Origin of the sequence: Paraburkholderia sp. BL27I4N3 (assembly GCF_003386115.1) — a bacterium.
Taxonomy (GTDB): domain Bacteria; phylum Pseudomonadota; class Gammaproteobacteria; order Burkholderiales; family Burkholderiaceae; genus Paraburkholderia.
The window spans coordinates 4,196,690-4,218,397 of sequence record NZ_QREJ01000001.1 but is presented as its reverse complement, the minus strand read 5'-3'; the positions used below and the strand labels follow the sequence as shown (position 1 = coordinate 4,218,397).

At 59.0% G+C, this 21,708-nt stretch carries 26 protein-coding genes and 1 tRNA gene; 23 read left to right on the top strand and 4 right to left on the bottom strand.

All coding sequences use genetic code 11. The annotated features are described in order from the left end of the window. The first annotated feature begins 78 nt into the window (after nt 1–78). Nucleotides 79–1,113 carry a helix-turn-helix domain-containing protein gene (locus B0G71_RS19105; protein WP_116143430.1) on the top strand — a complete coding sequence of 345 codons (1,035 nt, stop codon included), beginning with the start codon at nt 79–81 and terminating at the stop codon, nt 1,111–1,113. 45 nt (nt 1,114–1,158) lie between these two features. On the opposite strand, the gene B0G71_RS42675 is transcribed toward B0G71_RS19105, so the two are convergent. After that, nucleotides 1,159–1,527, bottom strand: coding sequence for a zinc ribbon domain-containing protein (locus tag B0G71_RS42675; protein ID WP_116143428.1), 369 nt, complete (start codon nt 1,525–1,527; stop codon nt 1,159–1,161). A gap of 41 nt (nt 1,528–1,568) precedes the next feature. Further along, nucleotides 1,569–3,668 carry a cation-translocating P-type ATPase gene (locus tag B0G71_RS19095; protein ID WP_116143426.1) on the bottom strand — a complete coding sequence of 700 codons (2,100 nt, stop codon included), beginning with the start codon at nt 3,666–3,668 and terminating at the stop codon, nt 1,569–1,571. A gap of 105 nt (nt 3,669–3,773) precedes the next feature. On the opposite strand from B0G71_RS19095, the gene B0G71_RS41420 reads away from it, so the two are divergent. The 8 genes from B0G71_RS41420 to B0G71_RS19060 all read left to right on the top strand — a co-directional run bounded on the left by B0G71_RS41420 (nt 3,774) and on the right by B0G71_RS19060 (nt 10,055). Then, nucleotides 3,774–3,950, top strand: coding sequence for a hypothetical protein (locus B0G71_RS41420; protein ID WP_181916793.1), 177 nt, complete (start codon nt 3,774–3,776; stop codon nt 3,948–3,950). Nucleotides 3,951–3,999: 49 nt separating this feature from the next. Beyond that, nucleotides 4,000–4,431 carry a Cd(II)/Pb(II)-responsive transcriptional regulator gene (gene cadR / locus B0G71_RS19090; protein WP_012431139.1) on the top strand — a complete coding sequence of 144 codons (432 nt, stop codon included), beginning with the start codon at nt 4,000–4,002 and terminating at the stop codon, nt 4,429–4,431. Between the two features lie 116 nt (nt 4,432–4,547). After that, nucleotides 4,548–4,748 (top strand): hypothetical protein, encoded by a 201-nt coding sequence (locus B0G71_RS19085; protein ID WP_012431140.1) that lies wholly within the window; start codon nt 4,548–4,550, stop codon nt 4,746–4,748. A gap of 43 nt (nt 4,749–4,791) precedes the next feature. Next, nucleotides 4,792–6,195 (top strand): ATP-dependent RNA helicase DbpA, encoded by a 1,404-nt coding sequence (gene dbpA, locus B0G71_RS19080; protein WP_106283970.1) that lies wholly within the window; start codon nt 4,792–4,794, stop codon nt 6,193–6,195. Between the two features lie 302 nt (nt 6,196–6,497). Continuing rightward, the gene (locus B0G71_RS19075; RefSeq protein ID WP_116143424.1) at nt 6,498–7,652 is read left to right on the top strand and encodes a pyridoxal phosphate-dependent aminotransferase; all 1,155 of its coding nucleotides are present in this window, start codon (nt 6,498–6,500) and stop codon (nt 7,650–7,652) included. 124 nt (nt 7,653–7,776) lie between these two features. Beyond that, nucleotides 7,777–8,565, top strand: coding sequence for an ABC transporter substrate-binding protein (locus B0G71_RS19070; RefSeq protein WP_116148707.1), 789 nt, complete (start codon nt 7,777–7,779; stop codon nt 8,563–8,565). Between the two features lie 428 nt (nt 8,566–8,993). Further along, on the top strand, nt 8,994–9,497 hold the full coding sequence (locus tag B0G71_RS19065) for a hypothetical protein (RefSeq protein ID WP_116143422.1): 504 nt from the start codon (nt 8,994–8,996) through the stop codon (nt 9,495–9,497). Nucleotides 9,498–9,557: 60 nt separating this feature from the next. Beyond that, on the top strand, nt 9,558–10,055 hold the full coding sequence (locus B0G71_RS19060) for a 3'-5' exoribonuclease (RefSeq protein WP_116143420.1): 498 nt from the start codon (nt 9,558–9,560) through the stop codon (nt 10,053–10,055). A 6-nt stretch (nt 10,056–10,061) separates the two neighbouring features. Here B0G71_RS19060 and B0G71_RS19055 read toward each other — a convergent pair whose 3' ends face one another. Beyond that, nucleotides 10,062–10,730 (bottom strand): hypothetical protein, encoded by a 669-nt coding sequence (locus B0G71_RS19055; RefSeq protein ID WP_116143418.1) that lies wholly within the window; start codon nt 10,728–10,730, stop codon nt 10,062–10,064. Between the two features lie 145 nt (nt 10,731–10,875). Here B0G71_RS19055 and B0G71_RS19050 point away from each other — a divergent pair, with 145 nt between their 5' ends. The 13 genes from B0G71_RS19050 (at nt 10,876) to B0G71_RS18990 (ending at nt 20,856) form a co-directional block, all read left to right on the top strand. Beyond that, entirely contained in the window at nt 10,876–11,193 is a 318-nt protein-coding gene (locus B0G71_RS19050) for a cellulose synthase (RefSeq protein WP_181916792.1), read from the top strand. A 239-nt stretch (nt 11,194–11,432) separates the two neighbouring features. Then, entirely contained in the window at nt 11,433–11,645 is a 213-nt protein-coding gene (locus tag B0G71_RS19040; RefSeq protein WP_116148705.1) for a major capsid protein, read from the top strand. 512 nt (nt 11,646–12,157) lie between these two features. Beyond that, a complete protein-coding gene (locus B0G71_RS19035; RefSeq protein ID WP_147308690.1) occupies nt 12,158–13,603 on the top strand; it encodes a virulence factor TspB C-terminal domain-related protein in 1,446 nt (481 codons plus the stop codon). Then, a complete protein-coding gene (locus tag B0G71_RS42015; protein ID WP_258875624.1) occupies nt 13,600–13,728 on the top strand; it encodes a hypothetical protein in 129 nt (42 codons plus the stop codon). The genes B0G71_RS19035 and B0G71_RS42015 overlap by 4 nt, the downstream gene beginning before the upstream one ends. After that, nucleotides 13,725–14,003: a DUF2523 family protein gene (locus B0G71_RS19030; protein WP_116143410.1), complete on the top strand. Its 279-nt coding sequence runs from the start codon at nt 13,725–13,727 to the stop codon at nt 14,001–14,003. The genes B0G71_RS42015 and B0G71_RS19030 overlap by 4 nt, the downstream gene beginning before the upstream one ends. Next, nucleotides 14,000–14,935 (top strand): zonular occludens toxin domain-containing protein, encoded by a 936-nt coding sequence (locus tag B0G71_RS19025; RefSeq protein WP_116143408.1) that lies wholly within the window; start codon nt 14,000–14,002, stop codon nt 14,933–14,935. The genes B0G71_RS19030 and B0G71_RS19025 overlap by 4 nt, the downstream gene beginning before the upstream one ends. Further along, nucleotides 14,932–16,320: a type II secretion system protein GspD gene (locus B0G71_RS19020; protein ID WP_116143406.1), complete on the top strand. Its 1,389-nt coding sequence runs from the start codon at nt 14,932–14,934 to the stop codon at nt 16,318–16,320. Before B0G71_RS19025 ends, B0G71_RS19020 begins: the two co-directional genes overlap by 4 nt. A 480-nt stretch (nt 16,321–16,800) precedes the next feature. Then, complete coding sequence (locus B0G71_RS19015; protein WP_116143404.1) at nt 16,801–17,580, top strand: hypothetical protein; 780 nt, start codon at nt 16,801–16,803, stop codon at nt 17,578–17,580. Nucleotides 17,581–17,583: 3 nt separating this feature from the next. Next, nucleotides 17,584–17,790 (top strand): DUF4224 domain-containing protein, encoded by a 207-nt coding sequence (locus B0G71_RS19010; RefSeq protein WP_116143402.1) that lies wholly within the window; start codon nt 17,584–17,586, stop codon nt 17,788–17,790. Nucleotide 17,791: 1 nt separating this feature from the next. Further along, nucleotides 17,792–18,871 carry a tyrosine-type recombinase/integrase gene (locus tag B0G71_RS19005; RefSeq protein ID WP_116143400.1) on the top strand — a complete coding sequence of 360 codons (1,080 nt, stop codon included), beginning with the start codon at nt 17,792–17,794 and terminating at the stop codon, nt 18,869–18,871. Between the two features lie 394 nt (nt 18,872–19,265). Further along, nucleotides 19,266–19,457 carry a hypothetical protein gene (locus tag B0G71_RS41415; protein WP_116143398.1) on the top strand — a complete coding sequence of 64 codons (192 nt, stop codon included), beginning with the start codon at nt 19,266–19,268 and terminating at the stop codon, nt 19,455–19,457. A 126-nt stretch (nt 19,458–19,583) separates the two neighbouring features. Next, a complete protein-coding gene (locus tag B0G71_RS18995; protein ID WP_181916791.1) occupies nt 19,584–20,654 on the top strand; it encodes a reverse transcriptase family protein in 1,071 nt (356 codons plus the stop codon). Beyond that, a complete protein-coding gene (locus B0G71_RS18990) occupies nt 20,638–20,856 on the top strand; it encodes a retron Se72 family effector protein (RefSeq protein ID WP_116143394.1) in 219 nt (72 codons plus the stop codon). The genes B0G71_RS18995 and B0G71_RS18990 overlap by 17 nt, the downstream gene beginning before the upstream one ends. 149 nt (nt 20,857–21,005) lie before the next feature. Here B0G71_RS18990 and B0G71_RS18985 read toward each other — a convergent pair. Further along, a tRNA-Lys gene (locus tag B0G71_RS18985) sits at nt 21,006–21,081 on the bottom strand. A gap of 203 nt (nt 21,082–21,284) precedes the next feature. Here B0G71_RS18985 and B0G71_RS18980 point away from each other — a divergent pair. Further along, nucleotides 21,285–21,689 (top strand): PaaI family thioesterase, encoded by a 405-nt coding sequence (locus B0G71_RS18980; protein ID WP_116143392.1) that lies wholly within the window; start codon nt 21,285–21,287, stop codon nt 21,687–21,689. The last annotated feature ends 19 nt before the right edge of the window (nt 21,690–21,708 follow it).

Genomic DNA, 21,708 nt, shown 5'->3' with positions numbered 1-21,708 from the left:
CGCCGGATTCGTTCGGCATGGGAATTGCCTGTTCTTTCCCCTCGATCCTCCTCGATATTCCATTTGGGCAGATCCGGTATGACGATTGATACGCTCAGCGACACCCTGTTCAGTCCGACGCTCACGCCGCAGCCGAGCTTCCGCGTGCAGACCTGCGTCGCGCACGACGCCGACGAACAGGCGCGCAATCTCCACGGCTGGAGCCAGACCTACGATCAGTTGACGGCGGGATGTTTTGTCGGCGGCCTGACGGAGTTGTGCCTCGATCACATGCAGGTGTTCGTCGAAACGACCAGTCACACGCTGCGGCAAACCTGCGAGGTGCAAAAGGACGCGTACTGGTTCGGTATCCCGACTTGCCCTGCGGGTTCGGGGCGCATCGACGCTCAGGTGATTGCCGGCGACGCGCTCGCGTTTCGTCCGGGTGGCATTGAATTCGAATTGCTGACCTCGGCGGGTTACGAGATTTTTGGCGTGGTGGTCAAAGGCGAAGTGCTGCGCCGTTACGCGGCGGAAGTGGAGCGCGTCGGGCTGGCCGACCATGTGCCGAACACGCAGGTCGTGCCGATCGGCATGGCTCGCAAGCAGCAGTTGTGCGCCACGCTGCGTCAACTGCTCGACGATGGCGCGGCGCGCGGCACGCCGCTCTCTTCGGTCGCGCGCAACAATCTGCAGGCTTCCGTGCTGGCTTTGCTCTTCGACGTCGGCGCGTTGCCCGGCTCGGAGCCGGTGGCGATGCCGGCGCGGCCACGCCGTCAGTCGATCGTGTCGGAAGCGCGCGACTATGTGCTGATCAATCGCGAGCGGGCAGTGAGTGTGCCGGAGTTGTGCGAGCAACTCCATGTGAGCCGGCGCACGCTGCAATACTGCTTTCAGGACGTGTTCGGCATGGCGCCTGCCACCTATCTGCGCGCAATCCGTCTGAATGGCGCGCGGCGCGATCTGTCGAATGCGTCGCGCGAATCGCGCTCGGTGCAGGACGTGGCGGCGGCGTGGGGCTTCTGGCACTTGAGCCAGTTCGCAACCGATTACCGGAAGCTCTTTGGCATGCGGCCTTCGGATACGTTGAAGGCCGCGATCGGCTCGGTTAACCGGGCTGCGTTGGCGCATTAGTCCGAACGGAACTGTGGCACGCAGGCCCGGGTGACCGTCCCTGCTTCAAGCCTGGGTCGCGGTCCCGCACTGCTGACAGAACTTCGCTCCAGGCGCAATGGAGGCGCGGCAAGCGCCGCACGTCGCCGGCATAAGCGAGGTTCCGCATTGCTGGCAGAAGCGCGCACCTTGCGCGTTAGCGGTCCGGCACTGCGGACATGACGCCCCCGCGCTGCTGGTTGGAGACGGCGGCATGCCGTGGCCGGATTGATCGCCGTATGATCCGTGACGATTGCCGCGGCCCCAGGCGTCATGACCGCCGCCGTGGCCACCGCCATGACCGCCGCCGTGGCCACCGCCGTGGCCACCGCCATGACCACCGCCATGACCACCCTCACTATGGTGGCCGCCGAGCATTTTTTCCCAGAATCCCATTTCGCGACTCCCTTCGTCAAATCACAAAAACTGCCGCACCATTATTTGCGCAACAGCCGCAACCCGTTCGCCACCACCAGCAGACTCGCACCCACATCGGCGAACACGGCCATCCACATCGTGCCCAGACCGGTCACGGCCAGCACGAGGAAGACGCTCTTGATGCCGAGCGCGAGCGCGATGTTCTGCACCAGTACCAAATGCGTCGCCTTCGACAGACGAATGAACGACGGGATCTTGCGCAGGTCGTCGTCCATCAGCGCGACGTCGGCGGTTTCGATCGCGGTGTCGGTGCCCATCGCGCCCATCGCGAAGCCGATGTCGGCGCGTGCCAGCGCGGGCGCGTCGTTGATGCCGTCGCCGACCATGCCGACCGTCGCGCCGTCGTCCGACCACCGTGCGACTGCGTTCAGCTTGTCTTCCGGCAACTGGTCGCCACGCGCTTCGTCGATACCCACCTGCTGCGCGATCGCGGCGGCAGTGTGCGGGTTGTCGCCGGTGAGCATGGCCGTGCTCACGCCGAGCCGCTGCAATTCGGCGATTGCCGCGCGGCTCGTTTCCTTCACTGTGTCGGCGACCGCGAACAGCGCGAGCACGCGTTCGGCGTCCACCAGCATCACGACGGTCTTGCCCTGACTTTCGAGCACATCCAGCCGCGCTTCGAGCGACGCGGAGCAGCGTCCCAGTTCCTCGATCAGCCGATGATTGCCGAGCCAGTACGGCACGCCGTCTATCTCGCCACGCACGCCGCGTCCCGCGATTGCCTCGAAGGCGTCGACGGTGATGGGCGCCAGGCCGTCAGCTTTGGCTGCCGTCGCGATCGCCGTCGAGACAGGATGATCGGAGCGCCCCGCGAGACTCGCCGCGAGTGTGCGGCAACGGAGGGCGTCGATCTCAGCGAGTATTTCGAACTCGGTCTGTACGGGTTTGCCGTGCGTGAGCGTGCCGGTTTTGTCGAGCGCGAGCCGCGTCAGCTTGCGGCCTTGCTCGAGATAGGCGCCGCCTTTGATCAGAATGCCTTTGCGGGCCGCCGCGGCAAGACCGCTGACGATCGTCACCGGTGTGGAGATCACGAGCGCGCACGGGCACGCGATCACCAGCAGCACCAGCGCCTTGTAGACCCACGCCTGCCACGAACCGTCGAACAGCAGCGGCGGCACGATGGCCACGGCAAGCGCGACGGCGAACACGATCGGCGTATACACGCGGGCGAACTGGTCGACGAAACGCTGCGTCGGTGCCTTGGTGCCTTGCGCTTCCTCGACTGCGTGGATGATGCGTGCGAGTGTCGTGTTGCTGGCCGCAGCGGTGACACGATAGTCGAACGAGCCGGTCTGGTTGATCGTGCCGGCGAACACCGCGTCGCCCACGGACTTATCGACCGGCAGGCTTTCGCCGGTGATCGGCGCCTGGTCCACGCTCGAGCGGCCCGCGACGATTTCGCCGTCGAGTGCGATCCGCTCGCCCGGCTTCACGCGAACCACGGCGCCGATCGCAATGGCCTTGAGTTCCACTAGTCGCCAGGTGCCGTCGAGTTGCCGCACGCTCGCTTGTTCAGGCGTGAGTTGCATCAAACCCTGGATCGCATTGCGGGCGCGGTCGAGCGACTTCGCCTCGATCAGTTCGGCGATGGTGAACAGCACCATCACCATTGCGGCTTCCGGCCACTGCCGCAGAACCAGTGCGCCGGTCACCGCGATGCTCATCAGCGCATTGATGTTCAGGTTGCCGTTGCGGATGGCGAGCCAGCCCTTCTTATACGTCGTGAGGCCGCAGGAGACGATCGCGAGGATCGCCAGACCTGCAGGCAGCCAGGCCGGTGCGCCGAGCCAGCCAGCGGCCTCTGAACCTGCCGCGGCCACGCCGGCGAGCGCCAGCGGCCACCACGGCTTGGGCGACGCGTGCGGCGCAGGCGTGGCCGCGGCGTCCGGACTTACGTCAGCGAGTTCGGGCGTGAAGTCGAGCGAACGCAGCGCGGCGAGGATCGAATGGAGCGCTTCCGGCGCATGGATGACTGTCAGGACGCGTTGCATCAGGTTGAATTCCATGCTGCGCACGTGCGGCATGCGGCTGAATTTCTTGCGGATCAGCGCTTCTTCGGTCGGGCAATCCATCTGCATGATGCGGATGGCGGTGCGCATGTTGCTGCCGATGGTTTCGGATGGCGGCAGGGGGGCCGCGGCGGCTGCCGTTGTTGCTGCTCCTGCGCTGCAACACGCCGCATCGGCACGACTGTGGGCGGGCGCGTGGCTCAAGCCGTCGTGAGCATGGTCGTGATCGTGCGCATCGTGGCGATGACCGCAGTTGGGGGCATGCGCGTCCCCTTCCTGCCCGTCCGCATGCGCTTTCGCCTGTTCAAGGCGGTCGACGTCGGCGTGGTCGGTTTGAGGCATGGTGGCTTCCTGGTTCGATTTGTGGTCTAGTAAACACCCTGAAGCCACTACAAGGTCAAGGCTGCCAGCCGGAGGGTCCATGAAAATCGGCGAATTGGCGAAAATCGCCCATTGCACGACCGAAACCATCCGTTTCTACGAAAAAGAAGGCTTGTTGCCCGAAGCGGAGCGCACCGAGGCCAATTACCGCAGTTACACGGCGAAGCATGTCGAACGGCTGCGTTTCATCCGTAATTGCCGCGCGCTCGACATGACCCACGACGAAATCCGTGCGCTGCTGCGTCTGACCGACGCGCCGGCGGACGGCTGCGGCGGCATCAATGCCTTGATCGACGAGCACATTGCGCACGTCGACATGCGCATCGACGAACTGAAGCAGCTGAAAGTGCAATTGACCACCTTGCGCGAGCAGTGCCACGGCGAACAGGCCGTGGAAGACTGCGGCATCGTGCAGGGCCTCACCGAGATGGATGTGAGCGCGCCGCGCGCGCGGCATACGCATCTCGGTTGACGTGCCGGGTTGACGTGCATCAGCCGTCGCCACCGTGGCAGCAAACGTCCCATTCACGGCCGGGCCGTCCGTACGGCTCGCCGGACAAGCAATCGAATCCAGTTGGAGAATCAAACGTGTTTACCTGTAGAAACCAGTCCTGCCAGGCGCAGTGGGAGCAATCGGACGTTGTCATCAAGAACGAAGGGCAGGGCCTCCTGTTCCGTTGCCCGATGTGCGGCGCGCGCAATTACGTCGAGCGTTTCGACGGGGACGATGGCTCGGTGCTGTACGAGCAGATCGAAGGCCGTCCCGACACCGGCCCGATGGCCGAATAATCGTTGTCCCTAGCCGCCTATCCGCTTTGCGAGTCATCACCCTATGAACAGTCCCACCACCGCCGGCGCGCCGTTTAGCCAGCTACCGCTGCCGCCCGCGACGCTCGCCAACCTGACGCAGCTTGGCTACGTCGAGATGACGCCGATCCAGGCCGCGAGCCTGCCGATCGCGCTCGCCGGCCACGATCTGATCGCCCAGGCGAAAACCGGCAGCGGCAAGACCGCGGCGTTTTCGCTGGCGCTGCTGGCGCGCCTCGACGCGCGCAACTTCGCCGTGCAGGCGATGGTGCTATGCCCCACGCGCGAACTCGCCGATCAGGTCACGCAGGAAATCCGCCGCCTCGCGCGCGCCGAAGAAAACATCAAGGTGCTGACGCTGTGCGGCGGCACGCCGATGCGTCCGCAAACGGCCAGCCTGGAACACGGCGCGCACATCGTGGTCGGCACGCCCGGCCGCATCATGGATCACCTCGAGCGCGGCAGCCTGCCGCTGCAATCGCTCAACACGCTGGTGCTCGACGAAGCGGACCGCATGCTCGACATGGGTTTCTTCGACGATATCGCCACCGTTGTGAAGCAATGCCCGAAAGAGCGCCAAACGCTGCTGTTTTCGGCGACGTATCCCGAAGGCATCGTCAAGCTGAGCCAGCAGTTCCTGCGCAATCCGAAGGAAGTGAAGCTCGCCGAACGGCACGACAACACCAAGATTCGTCAGCGCTTCTATGAAGTGACCGAAGACGGACGGCTGCACGCCGTCGGTCTGCTGCTGAATCACTATCGTCCGGTGAGCACGCTCGCGTTTTGCAACACCAAGCAGCAGTGCCGCGATCTGCTCGACGTGCTGCGCGCGCAGGGTTTTCACGCGCTCGCGCTGCATGGCGAACTCGACCAGCGTGAACGCGATCAGGTGCTGATCCAGTTCGCCAATCGCAGCTGCTCGGTGCTGGTGGCCACCGACGTCGCCGCGCGCGGTCTCGACATCGCTCAGCTCGAAGCCGTGATCAACGTGGACGTGACGCCGGATCCGGAAGTGCACGTTCACCGCATCGGCCGTACAGGCCGCGCCGATCAGGAAGGCTGGGCGCTGAGTCTCGCGAGCATGAACGAGATGGGCCGCGTCGGCAGTCTCGAACAGGCGCAAAAGCGCGAGGTGGAATGGCACAAGCTGTCCGAACTCACCGCGGCGAGCAATGAGCGGCTGCTGCCGCCCATGGAAACGCTGCAGATTCTCGGCGGCCGCAAGGAAAAGATCCGTCCGGGCGATGTGCTCGGCGCGCTGACCGGCGAGGCGGGTTTTGCCGGCTCGCAGATCGGCAAGATCAACGTGACGGAAATGTCCACCTACGTGGCGGTGGAGCGTAGCGTCGCGCGTGAAGCGTTGCGCAAGCTCAGCGCCGGCAAGGTAAAGGGCAAAAAAGTCAAAGTCCGTTTGATGGACGACGCCTGATAGACGGCGAGGCCGGTCACGAGCGCTCCGCTCGAGACTGGCCGCATCACATTACGTCATACCTCTGCAGTTCTCCGCACTTCTCGTGCGGCCTCGTTTCTTCCCCGAAAGTACCGATCCGACCGGCTTTGCCCGTGGCGGCGCGCCTTCGCGCGAGGCATGACGTAAATGCATGCCGCGCATGACAAAGTTTCGATTGTGACGGATCTTTGGCTGATGCCTAATCACCAAACCGGAAGGGACCGCCGCGCAGTTGGCTGTTCCGTGAATCCGCTGCCGGATGGAGAAAGGGAGAAAGCCTTATGCAGAGCGCCACGCAAGCCCGCTCGAAGTTGCCTGACGTAGGCACGACGATTTTTACCGTGATCGGTCAACTGGCCGCTCAGCACGACGCGCTGAATCTGTCGCAAGGCGCGCCGAATTTCGCGCCGGACGCCAAACTGATCGATGGCGTAGCCCAAGCCATGCGCGCCGGTCATAACCAGTACGCGCCGATGGCCGGCATCGCCGCCTTGCGTGAAGTGCTCGCCGATAAGGTCGCCACGCTGTACGGCGTGCGCTACGACCCGGCGAGCGAAGTCACCGTGATCGCCAGCGCAAGCGAAGGCCTGTATTCGACGATCAGCGCGTTGGTGCATCCGGGCGACGAAGTGATCTACTTCGAGCCGTCGTTCGACAGCTACGGGCCGATCGTGCGACTGCAAGGCGCCACGCCCGTGCCGATCAAGCTGTCGCTTGACGACTTCCGCGTGAACTGGGACGAAGTCGCCGCCGCGATCACGCCGAAGACTCGCATGATCATCATCAACACGCCGCACAATCCGACCGCGACCGTGTTCAGCGAAGCCGACGTCGAACGCCTGAAAGCCGTTACGCGCAACACCGATATCGTGATTCTCGCCGACGAGGTCTACGAACACGTGGTGTTCGACGGCGCGAAACATCAGAGCATGGCGTGTCATTCCGAGCTCGCGGAACGCAGTGTGATCGTCTCGTCGTTCGGCAAGTCGTATCACGTGACCGGCTGGCGCGTCGGTTACTGCCTCGCGCCGGCTGCGTTGATGGACGAGATTCGCAAAGTCCATCAGTTCATGGTGTTTTCCGCCGATACACCGATGCAGTACGCGTTCGTCGACGCATTGGCCAATCGCGACAGCTACCTCGGCTTGTCCGCGTTCTATCAGAAGAAGCGCGATCTGCTCGCGGAAGCGCTGCGCGATTCGCGCTTCGAGTTGTTGCCGAGCGAAGGCAGCTTCTTCATGCTCGCGCGTTTTCGCGGCTTCTCCGAGGAAAGCGATAGCGATTTCGTGCTGCGGCTGATTCGCGATGCGCGTGTCGCCACCATTCCGCTGTCAGCGTTTTATACCGATGGTACGGACTCCGGCTTGATCCGCCTAAGCTTCTCGAAGGACGATGCGACCTTGATCGAAGGTGCGCGGCGTCTTTGCGAGATCTGATCGGAAAGACAACACGGCTCCGCGAGGCGGCTGCCTTTTTGAACGCAGTATGATCGTCGCGCGGGTGCGCATTAGCGCGCCGCAAGGCGGCGTAACAACAAAATCGAAGGAAAAGGGACCTGCTATGAAATTGCTCAAGCCTCTTCTGGCGCTGGCCTGTGCATTCGCGTCGCTCGCGGCGTCGTCTGGTGCAAGCGCTGCCGATACGCTGCGTTTCGGCCTCGAAGCGCAGTATCCGCCGTTCGAATCGAAAGGCCCGAACGGCGAGTTGCAAGGCTTGGATATCGACGTCGGCAATGCCGTTTGCGTTGCCGCGCATATGACGTGCAAATGGGTCGAGACCTCGTTCGACGGGTTGATTCCCGCGCTGCAGGGCCGCAAGTTCGACGCGATCAATTCGGCGATGAACGCGACCGATGCGCGTCGCCAGGCGATCGATTTCACCACCGTCGTGTATCGCGTGCCGACGCAGTTGATCGCCAAACGCGACAGCGGTCTGCTGCCGACGCCGGCCTCGCTGAAGGGCAAGCGCGTGGGCGTGTTGCAGGCGTCGATTCAGGAAACCTTCGCGAAGGCGCATTGGGAATCGGCGGGCGTGACCGTCGTGCCGTATCAGGACCAGAACCAGGTTTATACCGACCTCGTGGCCGGGCGTCTGGACGCGACGCTCGTGCTGGCGCCGGCCGGACAAACCGGCTTTCTGTCGAAGCCGAGCGGTGAAGGTTACGCTTTCGTCGGCGAACCGGTGCGCGACGACAAGATTCTCGGCAGCGGCATTGCATACGGAATTCGCAAGGGCGATACGGCATTGCGTGACCGCTTGAATGCGGCGATTGCCAAGGTGCAAGCCGACGGCACGGTGAAGACGCTGGCCGCGAAATATCTCGGCAACATCGACGTGTCGGCGAAGTAGTCTGTCGCGTATCTGCGGGCGTTCCGGTGTGGGGGGCGTTCGTGAATCTGACGTGGTGGGAGTGCGCGACTCGAAACGCAAAAAGCCCAGTCGCAAGGACCGGGCTTTTTGCTTTGAATCTTTGGTGGGGCGTGAGTGACTCGAACACTCGACCTACGGATTAAGAGTCCGCGCAAATTGCGTGTGAAATCAATAGCGTGCGGTCAAGTTTTGCACCGCAAAAACCGTCGAAGCTGCCTATCGTAATGCCGTTCTGCAACGGGCCTCCGAGAATTTTGCGGAGCAGTTTCCGGCGACGCCGCCCCGGGCTAACGGTACGTCTTGGAGTGACATCGGATTAAAGGTTCAAGATTAGATGCCGATAAGTGACTGGCCGAATTGTGTTGGTCGGCAATTGCTTAAAAATTAATCTATCCTTGGACCTGAGAATGAAAGTGAAATTGATGGTAACCGCCGCTCTGTTAGCTCTTTCCGGTGCTGCTTCGTGCGCAACGATCGCGGATGGTGTGGCAGCGCAGTTCATTTCGCAGAACGGTGGGCTTGCATTGAGCGTCAACAACACGCGTACCGATGCACCAGTACATATCGCGCGGGTGACACTATTGTTGCCGCAGCGCGCAGGGGAGAGCACGAGTCAGGTGGCATATCAAACTGTCTCTGATGTGGATGTCGCGCCGGGTAAGTCGGCGGTGGTGCCATTGTTGCCAATCCCTAAACTTGTGACGGTAATGCAGACTCATGGCGATGCGCCCGCCAGCGGCTATTCGCAAGTTTTTGTGGATAACACATCAGGGAATTGCGATGCCTGCGCTGGAATGAAGTCTTATGGATACAGGTCCGTAGGGTTTGGGGCCCAAACAGTCGTTAGCCTGAGCAGCAATGCGACGACCGCGACCACGCTATTCGGCGGCTATCTTGTCTTTGTGAACTGATAGTCATCTCTGGCCAGCCCTGTATTGGCAGGGCTCTAAGCGGCAAGATCGGGACCCGTAATGCTGCTATTTCTCGATACCGAGTACACGGGCTTAAAGCAGCTTCCACCGAAGCTAATCAGTTTGGCGCTTGTCAGCGAGGATGGACAGCGGGAGTTCTATGTCGAACTGTCAGATACTTGGCAAATGGACGACTGCTCTGAGTTCGTTAGGCGCGAGGTTGTGCCGCTGCTTCAGGGAGAGGCGCTTGGTTCATCCGAGGCGCGAGCCAAACTGATTAGGTGGCTTGCGGATGCTCCTCGCGAAGTCCAGGTGGCGTGCGATTCTGCGCGGGACTTTGGCTTTTTATTAGAGATGCTGGGGGATGCGCGTCCCCGTAATCTGCGCCTAAGCTATTACGATCTTCGGCCCTTGATCGACAGCAATGTATATCACCAAGCCGTGATGAGGTATTACGAGGATGACAGGCGCGAGCATCACGCTTTGGTTGATGCGCGGGCCTATCGTAAGGGCTGGCTGGCGTGGATGGACAAGCTGAAGGCGTCGCGGTCCCGTTAATCTGCGTTACTTTTGATAGATCGACAGAATTTGTCGACTTTCTTCGAGAGCGGACGTTGCTTTGGCAAACTCGAACTCGGCGATAAGGCGTTTCAGCTCCTGCATATTGCCCGACTGGTCGAGTGCGTCGCTGAATTGTTCTTTGAGATGTTGCAAGCGACGCTCAAACGCTAGCTCTGCGATCGCCGCGTCTAGATCTTTGTACTTCGGCGCTTGGGCGGCGTTCGCCGGTTCAGCCGGCGCCGTGGATGCAGCAGTGTCACCTTCTTCATGGTTGGCGCTCCGAACCTTTCCTCCTCGAGTTGCGTAATAGCGCTCGGTTGCATCTGAAGGGCCGTATGTCAGATCTTGTAGCAGCAACTTCGCGTCGAAGTATCTGCTAGCGGCTAACTCCGATTCCTCCCCCGACGTTCGCTCCCCCGATGCCCATATCCCGGGAGCAGTATGCCCAGCAGCAGGATCCGTTAGACCGGTGGCTAGCCAAAAAGCGTACTTTGGCCAACGACGGCTAAGCGCTTCAATCATGTGGGCCGTTGGCCTCTGTTTCCGCTTTGCTGCGCTCTGCCAATTCGTAGCTGGTATGCCCGTCTCTTCCTCAAGTTCCTTATAGCGACGTCTTTCCGTGGTCACTGCCTTCATGACCACAATTGCCCGTTCGAAAATGTCATGACGCATGCGTTGCCCCCTTGTGCATCGACCGCGAGGTTGGTATATTTCACCTGGGTGTATTCCACCCACGTATATTTTCCGATGCCTTGATTCTACAGCCAACGATTAGCAGTGAGTCAGTCCGCTACGGCCAAAACCTAGGAGCACGTTGATGAGCAAGCAAAAACTTACGATCTTGTCGATAAACACACGCAGCGGCACCAGTCAAAAAACCGGTCGGGCCTACACCATTCGTGAAGCCCAGTGCATTTTGGAGCAGCAGTCAGCAGATGCCGGTACGAACATAGTGGTTGGCGTCATCAACCTCCCAGAGGCGCTGGCAGAACGGCAGCCGGGCGAATACCTCGCCGAATTTGCTCTTGCGCAAGGGAACGGGAACGACTCCGGCAAATTGGTACCCCGCATCGTCTCACTAGTCCCATTCGGACAGCCTAAGGCCAAGCCTGCTGCCGGGGCTATGACTGCATAACAGTCAAACAGCTGAGGCGCCCCATGGATCATTTGTCTTCGTATGCTGTAGATCCCGTTTCCTCGCAATTAGCATTACTAAATGTAATGGTCGCGATTTACATGACATGCAAGGGAGTTGCGTTCGTGATGAACATGGTTTTTCGTCGCGATTCGCCAGAGAAACCGATTCGTCCAAAAGTGGCCCAGCTGGACGAATCTTAATCAACGGGCCGCGAGATAGACCTAAAAGGTATGCAAATGAAAAATTTGAATAAAAAGTTGGCTGTTGTTGCCGGTGGTGTCGCAGTGTCGGCTGGCGCTTTCGCACAGGCGTCGGGCGTGGACGTGACAGCGGTTACATCGTCGATCAGCAGCGTCACTACTTCGGTCGTGGCAGTCGGCGGTGCGGTTCTCGCGGTGTCGGCTACGGTGTGGGGCTTCCGCAAGATCGGCGGCTTCCTCGGTCGGTAAGCCGCTAGCGCGGGCACGTTAAAGGCGTCTGGAAAACCGGACGCCTTTTTTTCTGGTGGGGCGATGCTGGTTTTGCTTTGGATCGCGATGGCGGTTGTGGTGGTGCCGTCGTTTGACTTTGGCTACTGCGTGATGCTGCGCATCCTGCGGGCTTGATTTGGGGGCCGTTATGGCGGTGTCTGGGGTCGTGTGTGGGCCAGGTGGGGTGGATGGCGTGACTTACGTTGCTGTGTCTGGTCATCCGGCGACGTGCGGGACCGATTCGACGGGTAACACGCTGATGTTGCAGATTTCGACGTTGCAGAGTGATAACCCTATTGGTGGCGGCGACATCGTTGGGTTGCAGATTGGTGGTGCGGTGCTGGGTGTGTTGGCGGTTGCGTGGTGCATACGTGCGATTCGCAATCAGATTAACTCGGGAGGGGACGGGGCATGACTTGGTTCTATGAGTGCATCGGGATAGTGGTGGCGACGTGTTGGCTGGCTGGTTACATCATCTTCGCTTGATTGCCATGTGGAAAAAGATCGTTTTGATGTTCGCGCTCGTCGCGATGCTTTCGCAGCAGTATGCGAATGCTCAGGCGCTGCCGTTCTTCTGGTCGTCGCCGGTGTTTTCCGGGGTAGTGAATCGGGCGATTGGTTCGGGAATCATGGCGAATCTCGCTCGTCGTGGCATTTCGGTCGCGGCTAACGATGCGGTGTTTGCTGACACGATGGCATTCGTTGGCAAGGCTGCGAACGACGCGAACTATGCGGCGACGGGGGCGAGTCTTGTGGCGTCGGTGTTCGGTGCGCCGGTTTGGCTGTCGGCGTTGGTTGGTGTTGGTGCGTTGGCGGCGGTCGGCGCCGTCGCGTGGGGCATCTACAAGTTTTCGCAGACCGGGACCAGCTCGGCGCCGCAGTTGTCGTTGCAGAACCCAGCCGCGCAGCCCGCGCCGCCTCCGGTTGTGAACGGTTGGACGAGCTACGCAAGTCCAACGTGCAATCCGGCGATCACGACGACTTGCGGGAACGACGCGTTGCCGTCAAACGCGCCGTATTACACGCAGGGTTATCCAAACTCGGGAACGGTGATCGGGTGCTCTACGGGTCTGGATTGCGCGACGCAACGGGCGGCGGCTGAAGTCAATTTTCAGGGTGCGGCGGTGACGAACATCCGGTACACGATCGCTCCGACGATGACTGGATGTACCGACAGTTCTTCCTCGGCGTGCTCGTACAACATCCAGTTGACGTGGACGCCGTGTCAAGGGTGCGATCCGACCGTGACTGGTGAGGTTGTGTCGGTGTATCCGTCGAGCAACCCAAATTATGTATCGCCGGGGCAGACGGGGAACCTGACGCAGTTGCAGCCGACTAGCGCGATGATGCAGCAGCCGTTTCCGCAGCAGCTGACGGCGTCGCTGGCGGATCAGCTTTGGAAGAATGCTGCTGCTCAGCCGGGGTATGACGGCTATCCGTACGATGCGACGAACCCTGTTTCTCAGGCTGACGTGGCTACTTCGCCTGTGTCGCCTACGTGGAATGATGTGCTGGATTCGCTGCCGCGTCCAGCGGGTTCTACGTCGGTGCCGATCGACACCAATCCCATTCCCAACACTCCGTATAACCCGGGTCAGACGACGACGCCGACGAATCCGGCGAGCGGAACGACGGGCACGACTCCGACGCAGGACCCTTGTCAGCTTGAACCTAATGCGTCGGCGTGTGCGCCGCTTGGGACGGCTCCTGCTGCTCCGCCGATACCGACGAGTTCCGCGAGTGTTTCGATGGCGCCGTGGAACATTGGTGCGGCTGATGGTGTTTGTCCAGCGCCGCAGGTCGTCACTGTTTTGGGCAGTCCGTTGTCGTTGTCGTGGGATCCGATATGCGGTTTTGTCCAAAAGGTGCGGACGTTGATCCTCGCGATTTGTGCGTTGGCGGCCGCGTTGATCGTTGCTACGGGGGTGTCGCTATGAAGATGCTGGTGGTCTTTGCTGTGGTGGTCACGCTGTTTTTTGGCTACATGTTTGCGTCGGCGGTTAAGTCGGCCGAACGTGCCAATGATGCTGTGGACTTGATGATTGCGAGGTACACGCGATGACGTGGGCGACGTGGTTGCTTGGGCTGGTTCAGCCGTTGATCGTCCAAGCGTTGGTGGCGTTGGGTATCGGCGTTCTGACGGTGAGCGGTATTGACCTCGCGATTAACGCGGCGCTCGGGTGGGTCACGTCGTCGGTCGGAGGTCTGCCGTCCGATATGGCGAACGTGATGGCGATGGGTGGGATTTTTCAGGGTATGGGTTACATCGGCGGCGGCATCTCGGCGCGTGTCGCGATGGCCGGTGTGTCTGGTGCTAAAAAGTTCTTTATCAAATGATCCATCTCATTACGGGCGTTCCGGGCAGCGGAAAGACGCTGTACACGATTTGGTGGCTTCAGAAGGAAGTGTCGGCGGGTCGTCGGCTTGTGGTCAACGGCGTGAAGGATCTGCTGTTAGACCATGAGTTGGTTGACGACGATTGGGTGCGTGATTGGCATAACCGCTGCCAGCAAAACGACATCGTCTTGGTCGACGAGGTGCAGCGCATTTGGCCTCCAGTGACTGCCGGGGCGAAGCCGAGTGCTGACGTCGAGCAGCTGCATGTGCATCGGCATAAGGGCGTCGATTTCGTCGTGATCACCCAGCATCCGAACCGGATGAATAAGACTGTCCGCGATCTGGTGGGCCGTCACGTTCATGTTCGCAAGCTGTTCGGCTTGTCGAGGGCGATGCTTTACCAGTGGGACATGGCGCACAACCCGAATAGCGGGTTTCGTGATGCGGTCAAGACTATGTGGACCTATCCGAAGAGCGTCTACAAGCTGTACACGAGCGCCGAGATGCACACGAAGACGAAGGCGGTAATTCCGAAGGCGTTGTTCATCCTGCCGGTCGCGGCGTTGGCCGCGGTGGTGCTCACGTATCGAGGGCTACATGGTGTGAATACGGGCTTCGGGATCAGCGGCGCCAAGGCTCCGGCTGCTGCTTCGGCTGCTGTTGTTGGTGGCTCGGTTGACGGTTCTGCGCGCGGTTCGTTCGCTGATCCTAAGGGTGCAGTGTCGAGCGTGTGGCGTGTTGCTGGTCAGTACGCGATCGACGGACGCGGGTATGTGTTGTTGACGGATCGGCAGGGGCATTTTCGCCGCGAGAGCAGCGAAGATTTTCGCGGCGAGACGTTGGGCGTGACGGGTGTGGTTGATGGCGAACGCGTGGCCGTATGGTCGGGCGCGAGTGGGAATAACGATAACTCGGCGGGAGCGCGGAAATGAAACGCGTTATTGGGGCGGCTGTGAGTCTGTTGCTGTCGGGCGTTGCGTTGGCGGGCGAGTCGTTGCCTCCGCTGCCGACGTTGCCGGTGTCGATTGTGCCGGCTGTTGCGTCGTCGCCGTTGCCAGCTGTGCCGCTTGCGCTGTTGCCGCGTGTGAAGGGAGGGGCGTTCGACCTGCGGTTTGTAAATGTCGGTCAGCTGGTTGATCTGCTGTACGGGGATGCTATGCACGTGCCACACGTGATCAGTTCGGACGTGTTGCAGGATACGCGGCTGGTGTCGTTTCAGTACGACGGCAAGGCGGGCGATCTGCGCTCGTTTGTGAAGGTTTTTTTGGACTCGCAGGGGTTCAGGGTTGAGACGAAGGAAGGCGTGGACTTCGTGACGAAGAAACCGCCCGAAGAACAGAAACAGTCGGATCACGAGACGTATGTGTATCACCCGCGTTTCCGTACGGCGGATTATCTTGCCAAGGTGGTACAGCCGCTTTTTGCGGGGCGTATGAACGCGTCCACAGGCTCGGTTGCTAGTGCGGTCCCTCCGGAGGCTCTTGGGGTAGCTATGGGCGCTTCTGGCGTGTCAGGTATCGCTCCGCCGATGGTGCGGTCTCAGGCGTCGGGCGTGTCGGTCGCTGACGAATTGGTGTTTAGTGGTACGGCGAGCGAGATTCGGGACGTGACGCGGTTGCTGCCCGAGCTGGACCGGGTTGCTGGTGAGGTGGTGGTGCGCGGCTGGGTCTATGAGGTGTCGAACATGAACGATAAGAACACGGCGTTTTCGGTCGCGGCCAAGGTGCTTAATGGGATTGGTGGGCAGGTGTCAATGTCGAACGGGCCGACTGATCAGGACGCTACAGCGCTGCGTTTTTCGAGCAATTACCTGAGCATCGCGATTTCCGCGTTGAACGCCGATACGCGGTTTAGGCAGGTGAGCGATCCGCATGTGCGGGTGACGTCTGGCGCGAGCGTGCGTCTGAATGTCGGCTCGCAGGTGCCGACGCTTGGGAGTATCAGCTATCAGGGTGCTAGTGGGACGCCGGTTCAGTCGGTCGAATATCAGGACGCGGGGTTGATCTTTGACGTGCAGCCGACCGTGATGGCAGATGCAATTCAGGTGCAGTTGCAGGAGCAGATATCGAGCTTCGTTGCGACGACGACTGGCGTTAATAATTCGCCGACAAAAAACACTCGGGAGATGCGTACGACTGTGAGCATGCGGGATGGGGAGGTAATCGTATTGGGCGGGTTAGGACAGGACAGCGATTCGTCTTCCGTCAGCAGCCTAGGCTGGCTGCCGAAGTTTCTTGACGGTCATGGATCGTCGAAAAGCCGTACCGACGTGCTTCTGGTGTTGCAGGTACAGCGCGTGGAAGCCGCTGAACTTTGACTTGGCCAGAGGGCTGCGCGCTGGGGTCAAGGTTCGCGATAGCGACCCGTAGGGCTTGACCTTGATGCCAGCTGAACCGCAAAACGCTTGCGTCGTGGGTTGTGTCGGCCGCAGGACGGCATAAACCATGACGAACCTAGCGCGGTTGATGGGGAACGCGGCACGCGGCCGGCAGGTCGCGACGGTAGCGCGAACAGCCGGCCGCGCGCAGCGCGGCTAGATTTATATCAGGGACACTTAACGTACGAGGTACGGAATGAGGAAGTGCAAGGAACACATGGTCATCAAGCTGACGCGTTTGCAGTCAAGCCGATTGGTGACGCTTACGTTCGTTGCGCGCGGTAATGCAGCGAAGGAAATCAGTCGCGGCTGGAAATTGGCTAGACGTGGATTGACACGTCGCCGGCCGTAAAAAAGAAAAAGCCCCGACCGCTGCAACGGTTCGAGGCTTGTACAACAGCATTACAAGGACTAGTTGCAATGCATGACGACAGTATAGGCAATTTCTCGGCGTTTCGCCGGGAATGGGTAGTTCGTGGCCGGAACTTCGGTGACGGCCAAGTTGAAGTGACAGCTACACGTTTTGATCGGTACATGGGAGCGCAGGGTCTTAGCCTGCTCCCTCGTGCGAAGCGTGGTGAGTCTGAGAACACTGAGCAAAATCTCATGGATGCCGCGAAGCGAGCTAAGCAACAGGTTCGGCTGCGCTGCAAGGCGATTTCCGCAGATCGAATGATCACTTTGACTTACCGAGAGAACATGATCGACAAAGCAAGGTTAAAGAAGGATTTTGATGCTCTCAGGCGGCGTCTTGGGAAACTGCAAGACTTTCAGTATGTCGCCGTCGCGGAGCGTCAAAAGCGTGGTGCTTGGCACCTGCATATCGCGGTTAAAGGACGCCAGAACTACCGCGTTCTTCGCTCGATCTGGCGGAGCATCGTTGGACAAGACAATGGAAATATCGATGTGCGGAATCCGTTCAAAGAGAAGGGGCTGCGACACAAGCTAGCGTCCTACATCGGGAAGTACATAACGAAGGATTTTGCCGAACATGCGATCAATGAGAAGCGCTACTGGACCAGTCGAGGTATCGCGGTGCCTGAGGTCCACTCCATTGCGCACCTGCTTTCGGATAGCGCCGCCGAAGCTATCAAAACGGCATTCGATGCCGCGCTGAAGGCGGGATCGTCACTTGACCGTTGTCAAGCGTACTGGAATCAGGATCTAGGCTGCTTCTGGTTATCAACACGGGAAATTTGAGCCATGACTGAAATGTTCTTATCTTCTTCTGAATTAGTAGTGCTTACTGGAAGAAAGATTAAAGCAAAGCAGATTGAAGCGTTGAGACGTATGGGAATTGCCTTTTTCGTAAATGCGGCTGGTCGCCCAGTGGTCGCGCGATTGGTGGTTGAGGGCGGTAAGCAAGTGCCGGTTCGTCAAGCGTGGCAACCACGAGTGTTGGCGACGTGATATGGGGCGTCGTCCGACAAAGAACCTGAATTTGCCACCAGGCATGCGCGCACGAAAACAGCGCAGTGGGACTGTTTACTACTATTTCGATTTGGGTGGCCTCCCTCGTCGCGAACTTCCGTTGGGCCCCGATTTCGTTGAAGCCGTTCGGAAATGGTCCGAGCTGGAGGCGCAAGCCCAAACACGTCATCAGGAGTTGGTGACATTTCGCTACGCAGCCGAGCGGTATGTACGCCAAGTGTTGCCTACTAAGTCGCGTCGGACGCAGCGTGATAACTTGCTGGAGCTAGATAATTTATACAAATTCTTCGATGACCCTCCGGTTCCGCTTGGTGAGATGAGACCCGTACATGTTGCGCAGTATCTTGCGTGGCGAAGCGATCTTGCGAAGAGATGGTATGTCGAACGCGGACGACCTGTGCCGGCTCGGCCGGGACATGTGCGCGGAAATCGTGAGATCGCGTTGCTGTCCCACATTTTTAATTTTTCGCGGGAGCACGGCCTGACGGACGCTGTAAATCCATGCGTCGGAGTTCGTCGCAACAAGGAGGTTGGACGGACGGTGTATATCGAAGACGATCTGTTCAGCAAGGTATGGGAGGCTGCTGACGTGCCGACTAGAGATGCAATGGATCTTGCGTACCTGACGGGCCAGCGGCCGGCAGACACTCTTAAGTTTGCGGAGAGCGATATTCGGCGCGGCGAATTGTGGATAGAGCAGGGCAAGCGCGGCAAGAAGCTGCGTATTCAGGTCTCAGGGGAGCTTGCTGCTGTGATCGACCGCATTCGTGTACGTAAGTCAACCTACGCGAGCCAAGTCGATGCGCTTATTGTGAACGAAGCTGGCGAACGGTTGTTGCCTGACGCATTGCGGTTTCGGTTCGACCGAGCGCGGGTTGCCGCCAAAGTGGAAAAGGATCTCTTCCAGTTTCGCGATCTACGTGCGAAGGCGGGGACGGACAAAGCAGAGTCAGCGGGCGATATCCGTGCGGCGCAGCTACAGCTGGGACATCGCTCGCTTCAGATGACCGAGCATTACGTACGTGAACGGAAAGGTGACAAAGTAGAACCGACTAGGTAGATGCGATGTGGCTGTTTGACGTCGTTTTTTCCGACCGGTCTGCGTGCGGTTGTTTTTTCCTAGTTGAAGGTGTAGATTTCGTCTGACTAGACGAACCGTCTAGGCTGTCAGTTTTTGGTAAATCGTTGTTGTTTGAACGGAAAAATCTGGGTCTCGCATGAGACGTTCTGTTTTGGCAGTATAAATTCAGGACATGACCGGGATGTCGGCCAGCGGATCGGGCACGTAACGCAAGGCGCTACGGCAAGGAATTAGCGGCGGCGTCCAGCTACGGTTGATGAGCAAAATGCGTAGGCACCTGAGCTAGCGGCGAGTTTTTGTTTTCCGTTTCTCTGTTTGGGGGTGAGCTGTCGTGACCAATTGGTCGCGACTTAACCCGAACGGAGGAAGTTTTATGTGTAAACGTAAACCAAGCAAAACGACCGGCAATGTTCGCATTGCCCAGAAGACAAATGTTGCGAAGCGAGAGCAGACCAATATTATTGACAGCGCTAACCGCTGGCTCGGCATCACTACCCTGATGATCAGGTCTGTAGGGCTGCTGGAATCTTTGCCGTGGGATAAGGTTCATCATCTCATCAGGTAGAGTAGGTGCTTACCTTTTTTTACCGCAATGCGACCTTTCTATACTAAAAAACCGGTTGGCTCAGTTGCGGCACTTTCGGCATCGCTTCGGGTGTCCGACGCCGTGCTGAAGCACACGGCCGATAACTTGGACAAGCACTACACCCCGTACCAGATCCCGAAGAAAAACGGGAAGCCGCGGACGATCATGATTCCGAGTTTGCATCTTAAGACTCTGCAAAAGCGGATTAATAGAGAAATATTCTCGCACGTCAAATATCCGGACTACTTATATGGCGGAGTCGAGGGTAAAGACTATGTCAGAAACGCAGAGATGCACGCAAAGGCGCACGTTCTTGTGTCGCTGGATGTGAAAGATTTTTATCCTTCAATATCTGCTGACCGTGTGACTGGCATCTATCAGTATTTGCTAAAGTTTAATCCCGGTGTCGCCGAATTGCTTGCGCGGTTAACGACTTATAAGGGCGCGGTTCCCCAAGGGGCGTGTACAAGTTCCCATTTGGCGAATTTGATTTTGCATGACGTTGAATATCATGTTGCGCAATATTGTAAGAACGCTGGATTGGTCTATACGCGGCTGTTGGATGATATTTGTGTTTCGTCAGAGGCGGCTCTCTCTGAGAAAAAGATTTCTAGAATTATTGAGATGATCTCTAGAATGCTTCGAGACAAAGGATTGAAACTAAAGCATCAAAAAACCCGAATCTCATCGAAGTCAAATCCGAAGGAATTGATGGAGGTGACCGGTTTGTGGGTGAACAGAGGCATGCCACGCGTAAATTCCACCGAGCGCCGCTCCATTCGAGTGGAGGTGCATCGTTGCCGGCAGCTTGCTGCGGGGAGGCGGACGGATTTGGCATACCATAAGGCGCACGGGAGTGTTTCCGGCAAGGTCGCCATGCTGAACTATTTGCGTCACTCGGAAGCTGGAAGGCTAAGGCGGTCGTTAGGGGCTATTCTTCCCGAGTACGACCAAGCCGAGATGACGAAGACAGTGAAGATAGTTGAAATGCTTAGTCGAACCTCCCCCAAGGATAGGGAAAAATATTCGTTCAATGTCAGCTTCTTCAAGACGCTACAGCGCTTAAATGTTGTAGCTAGAACGGACCCTAAACTGGCCGTTCGATTGAGGAAGAAATTGGCGAGTTGCCGACCAACCAAACACTCAAGCGCGACGTTATATGACGAGCCAATCTGACGAAGTTTTTTTCGGTACGGTGAAGGCGTACTACGCGTTCAAGGGTTACGGGTTCATCACCAGGGAAAAGGGGAAGGACGTATTTTTTTACTTCCGTGACGTGAAGGAAGAGTCCGACATCTTCGAGGGATCGAAGGTGCAATTCCTGCTGGTCGATGGAGGCAAGGGGCCGTGTGCCAAGGAGATTCGGCGGATAGGCTAGGCGAACGTTGCGGGAAAAGGGTCGCAGAGGCATCTATACGCGCTCGGCTTGGTTCGGCGATGAGGGCTAGTCGTGATGTTTTGCGGAGCAGAGCGGTTTTTGCGGAGCAAAGAAAAAGGGCTTAGCCGAAGCTAAGCCCTTGAATTCTTTGGTGGGGCGTGAGTGACTCGAACACTCGACCTACGGATTAAGAGTCCGCTGCTCTACCAACTGAGCTAACGCCCCCAACAGAAGCGAAATTATGCAGAAATTTTTCGGGCTTGCCAAGTCCCCTTCGCAGATTTCTTAAAAATAATTGCATCCGAGAGCCCGAGGCATTCGTCGATGGCCGCACTGTCGCGAAAAAGGCGCGCCCTGCATCGTCCCGGTATCATGTCGCGGACACCTTGCCGCACGAAGCCTCGCGCGGCTTTCGACCGGGGATTGCCATGGATGACAAAGAGATTAGCGAATTGCTCGACCGCATCCTCGCGCCGTGGGTCCGTGCGCTCACGCTGACGCCGGTCAAGGTCGATGAGGAAGCTGCCACGCTGCGCCTACCGTTTTCCGGCGGGCTGCGTCATTCGGGCGGCGTGATCTGCGGGCAAGTGTTCATGGCCGCGGCGGACACAGCGATGATCGTCGCCATTTCGGCCGCGCTCGGCGGTTTCAAGCCTATGACCACGGTCTCGCTCAACATCAATTTCATGCGCGCGGTGCGCAAGGGCGACGTGCTGATCACCGCCCGAGTGCTGCGCATGGGCCGCAATCTGGTATTCGGCGAAGTCGAGTTATTCGACGAATCCGGCAACATGGCCGTTCACGCCACCACCACCTACGCGCTGCTCGGCTGATACAGGCCAGAGAGCCGCA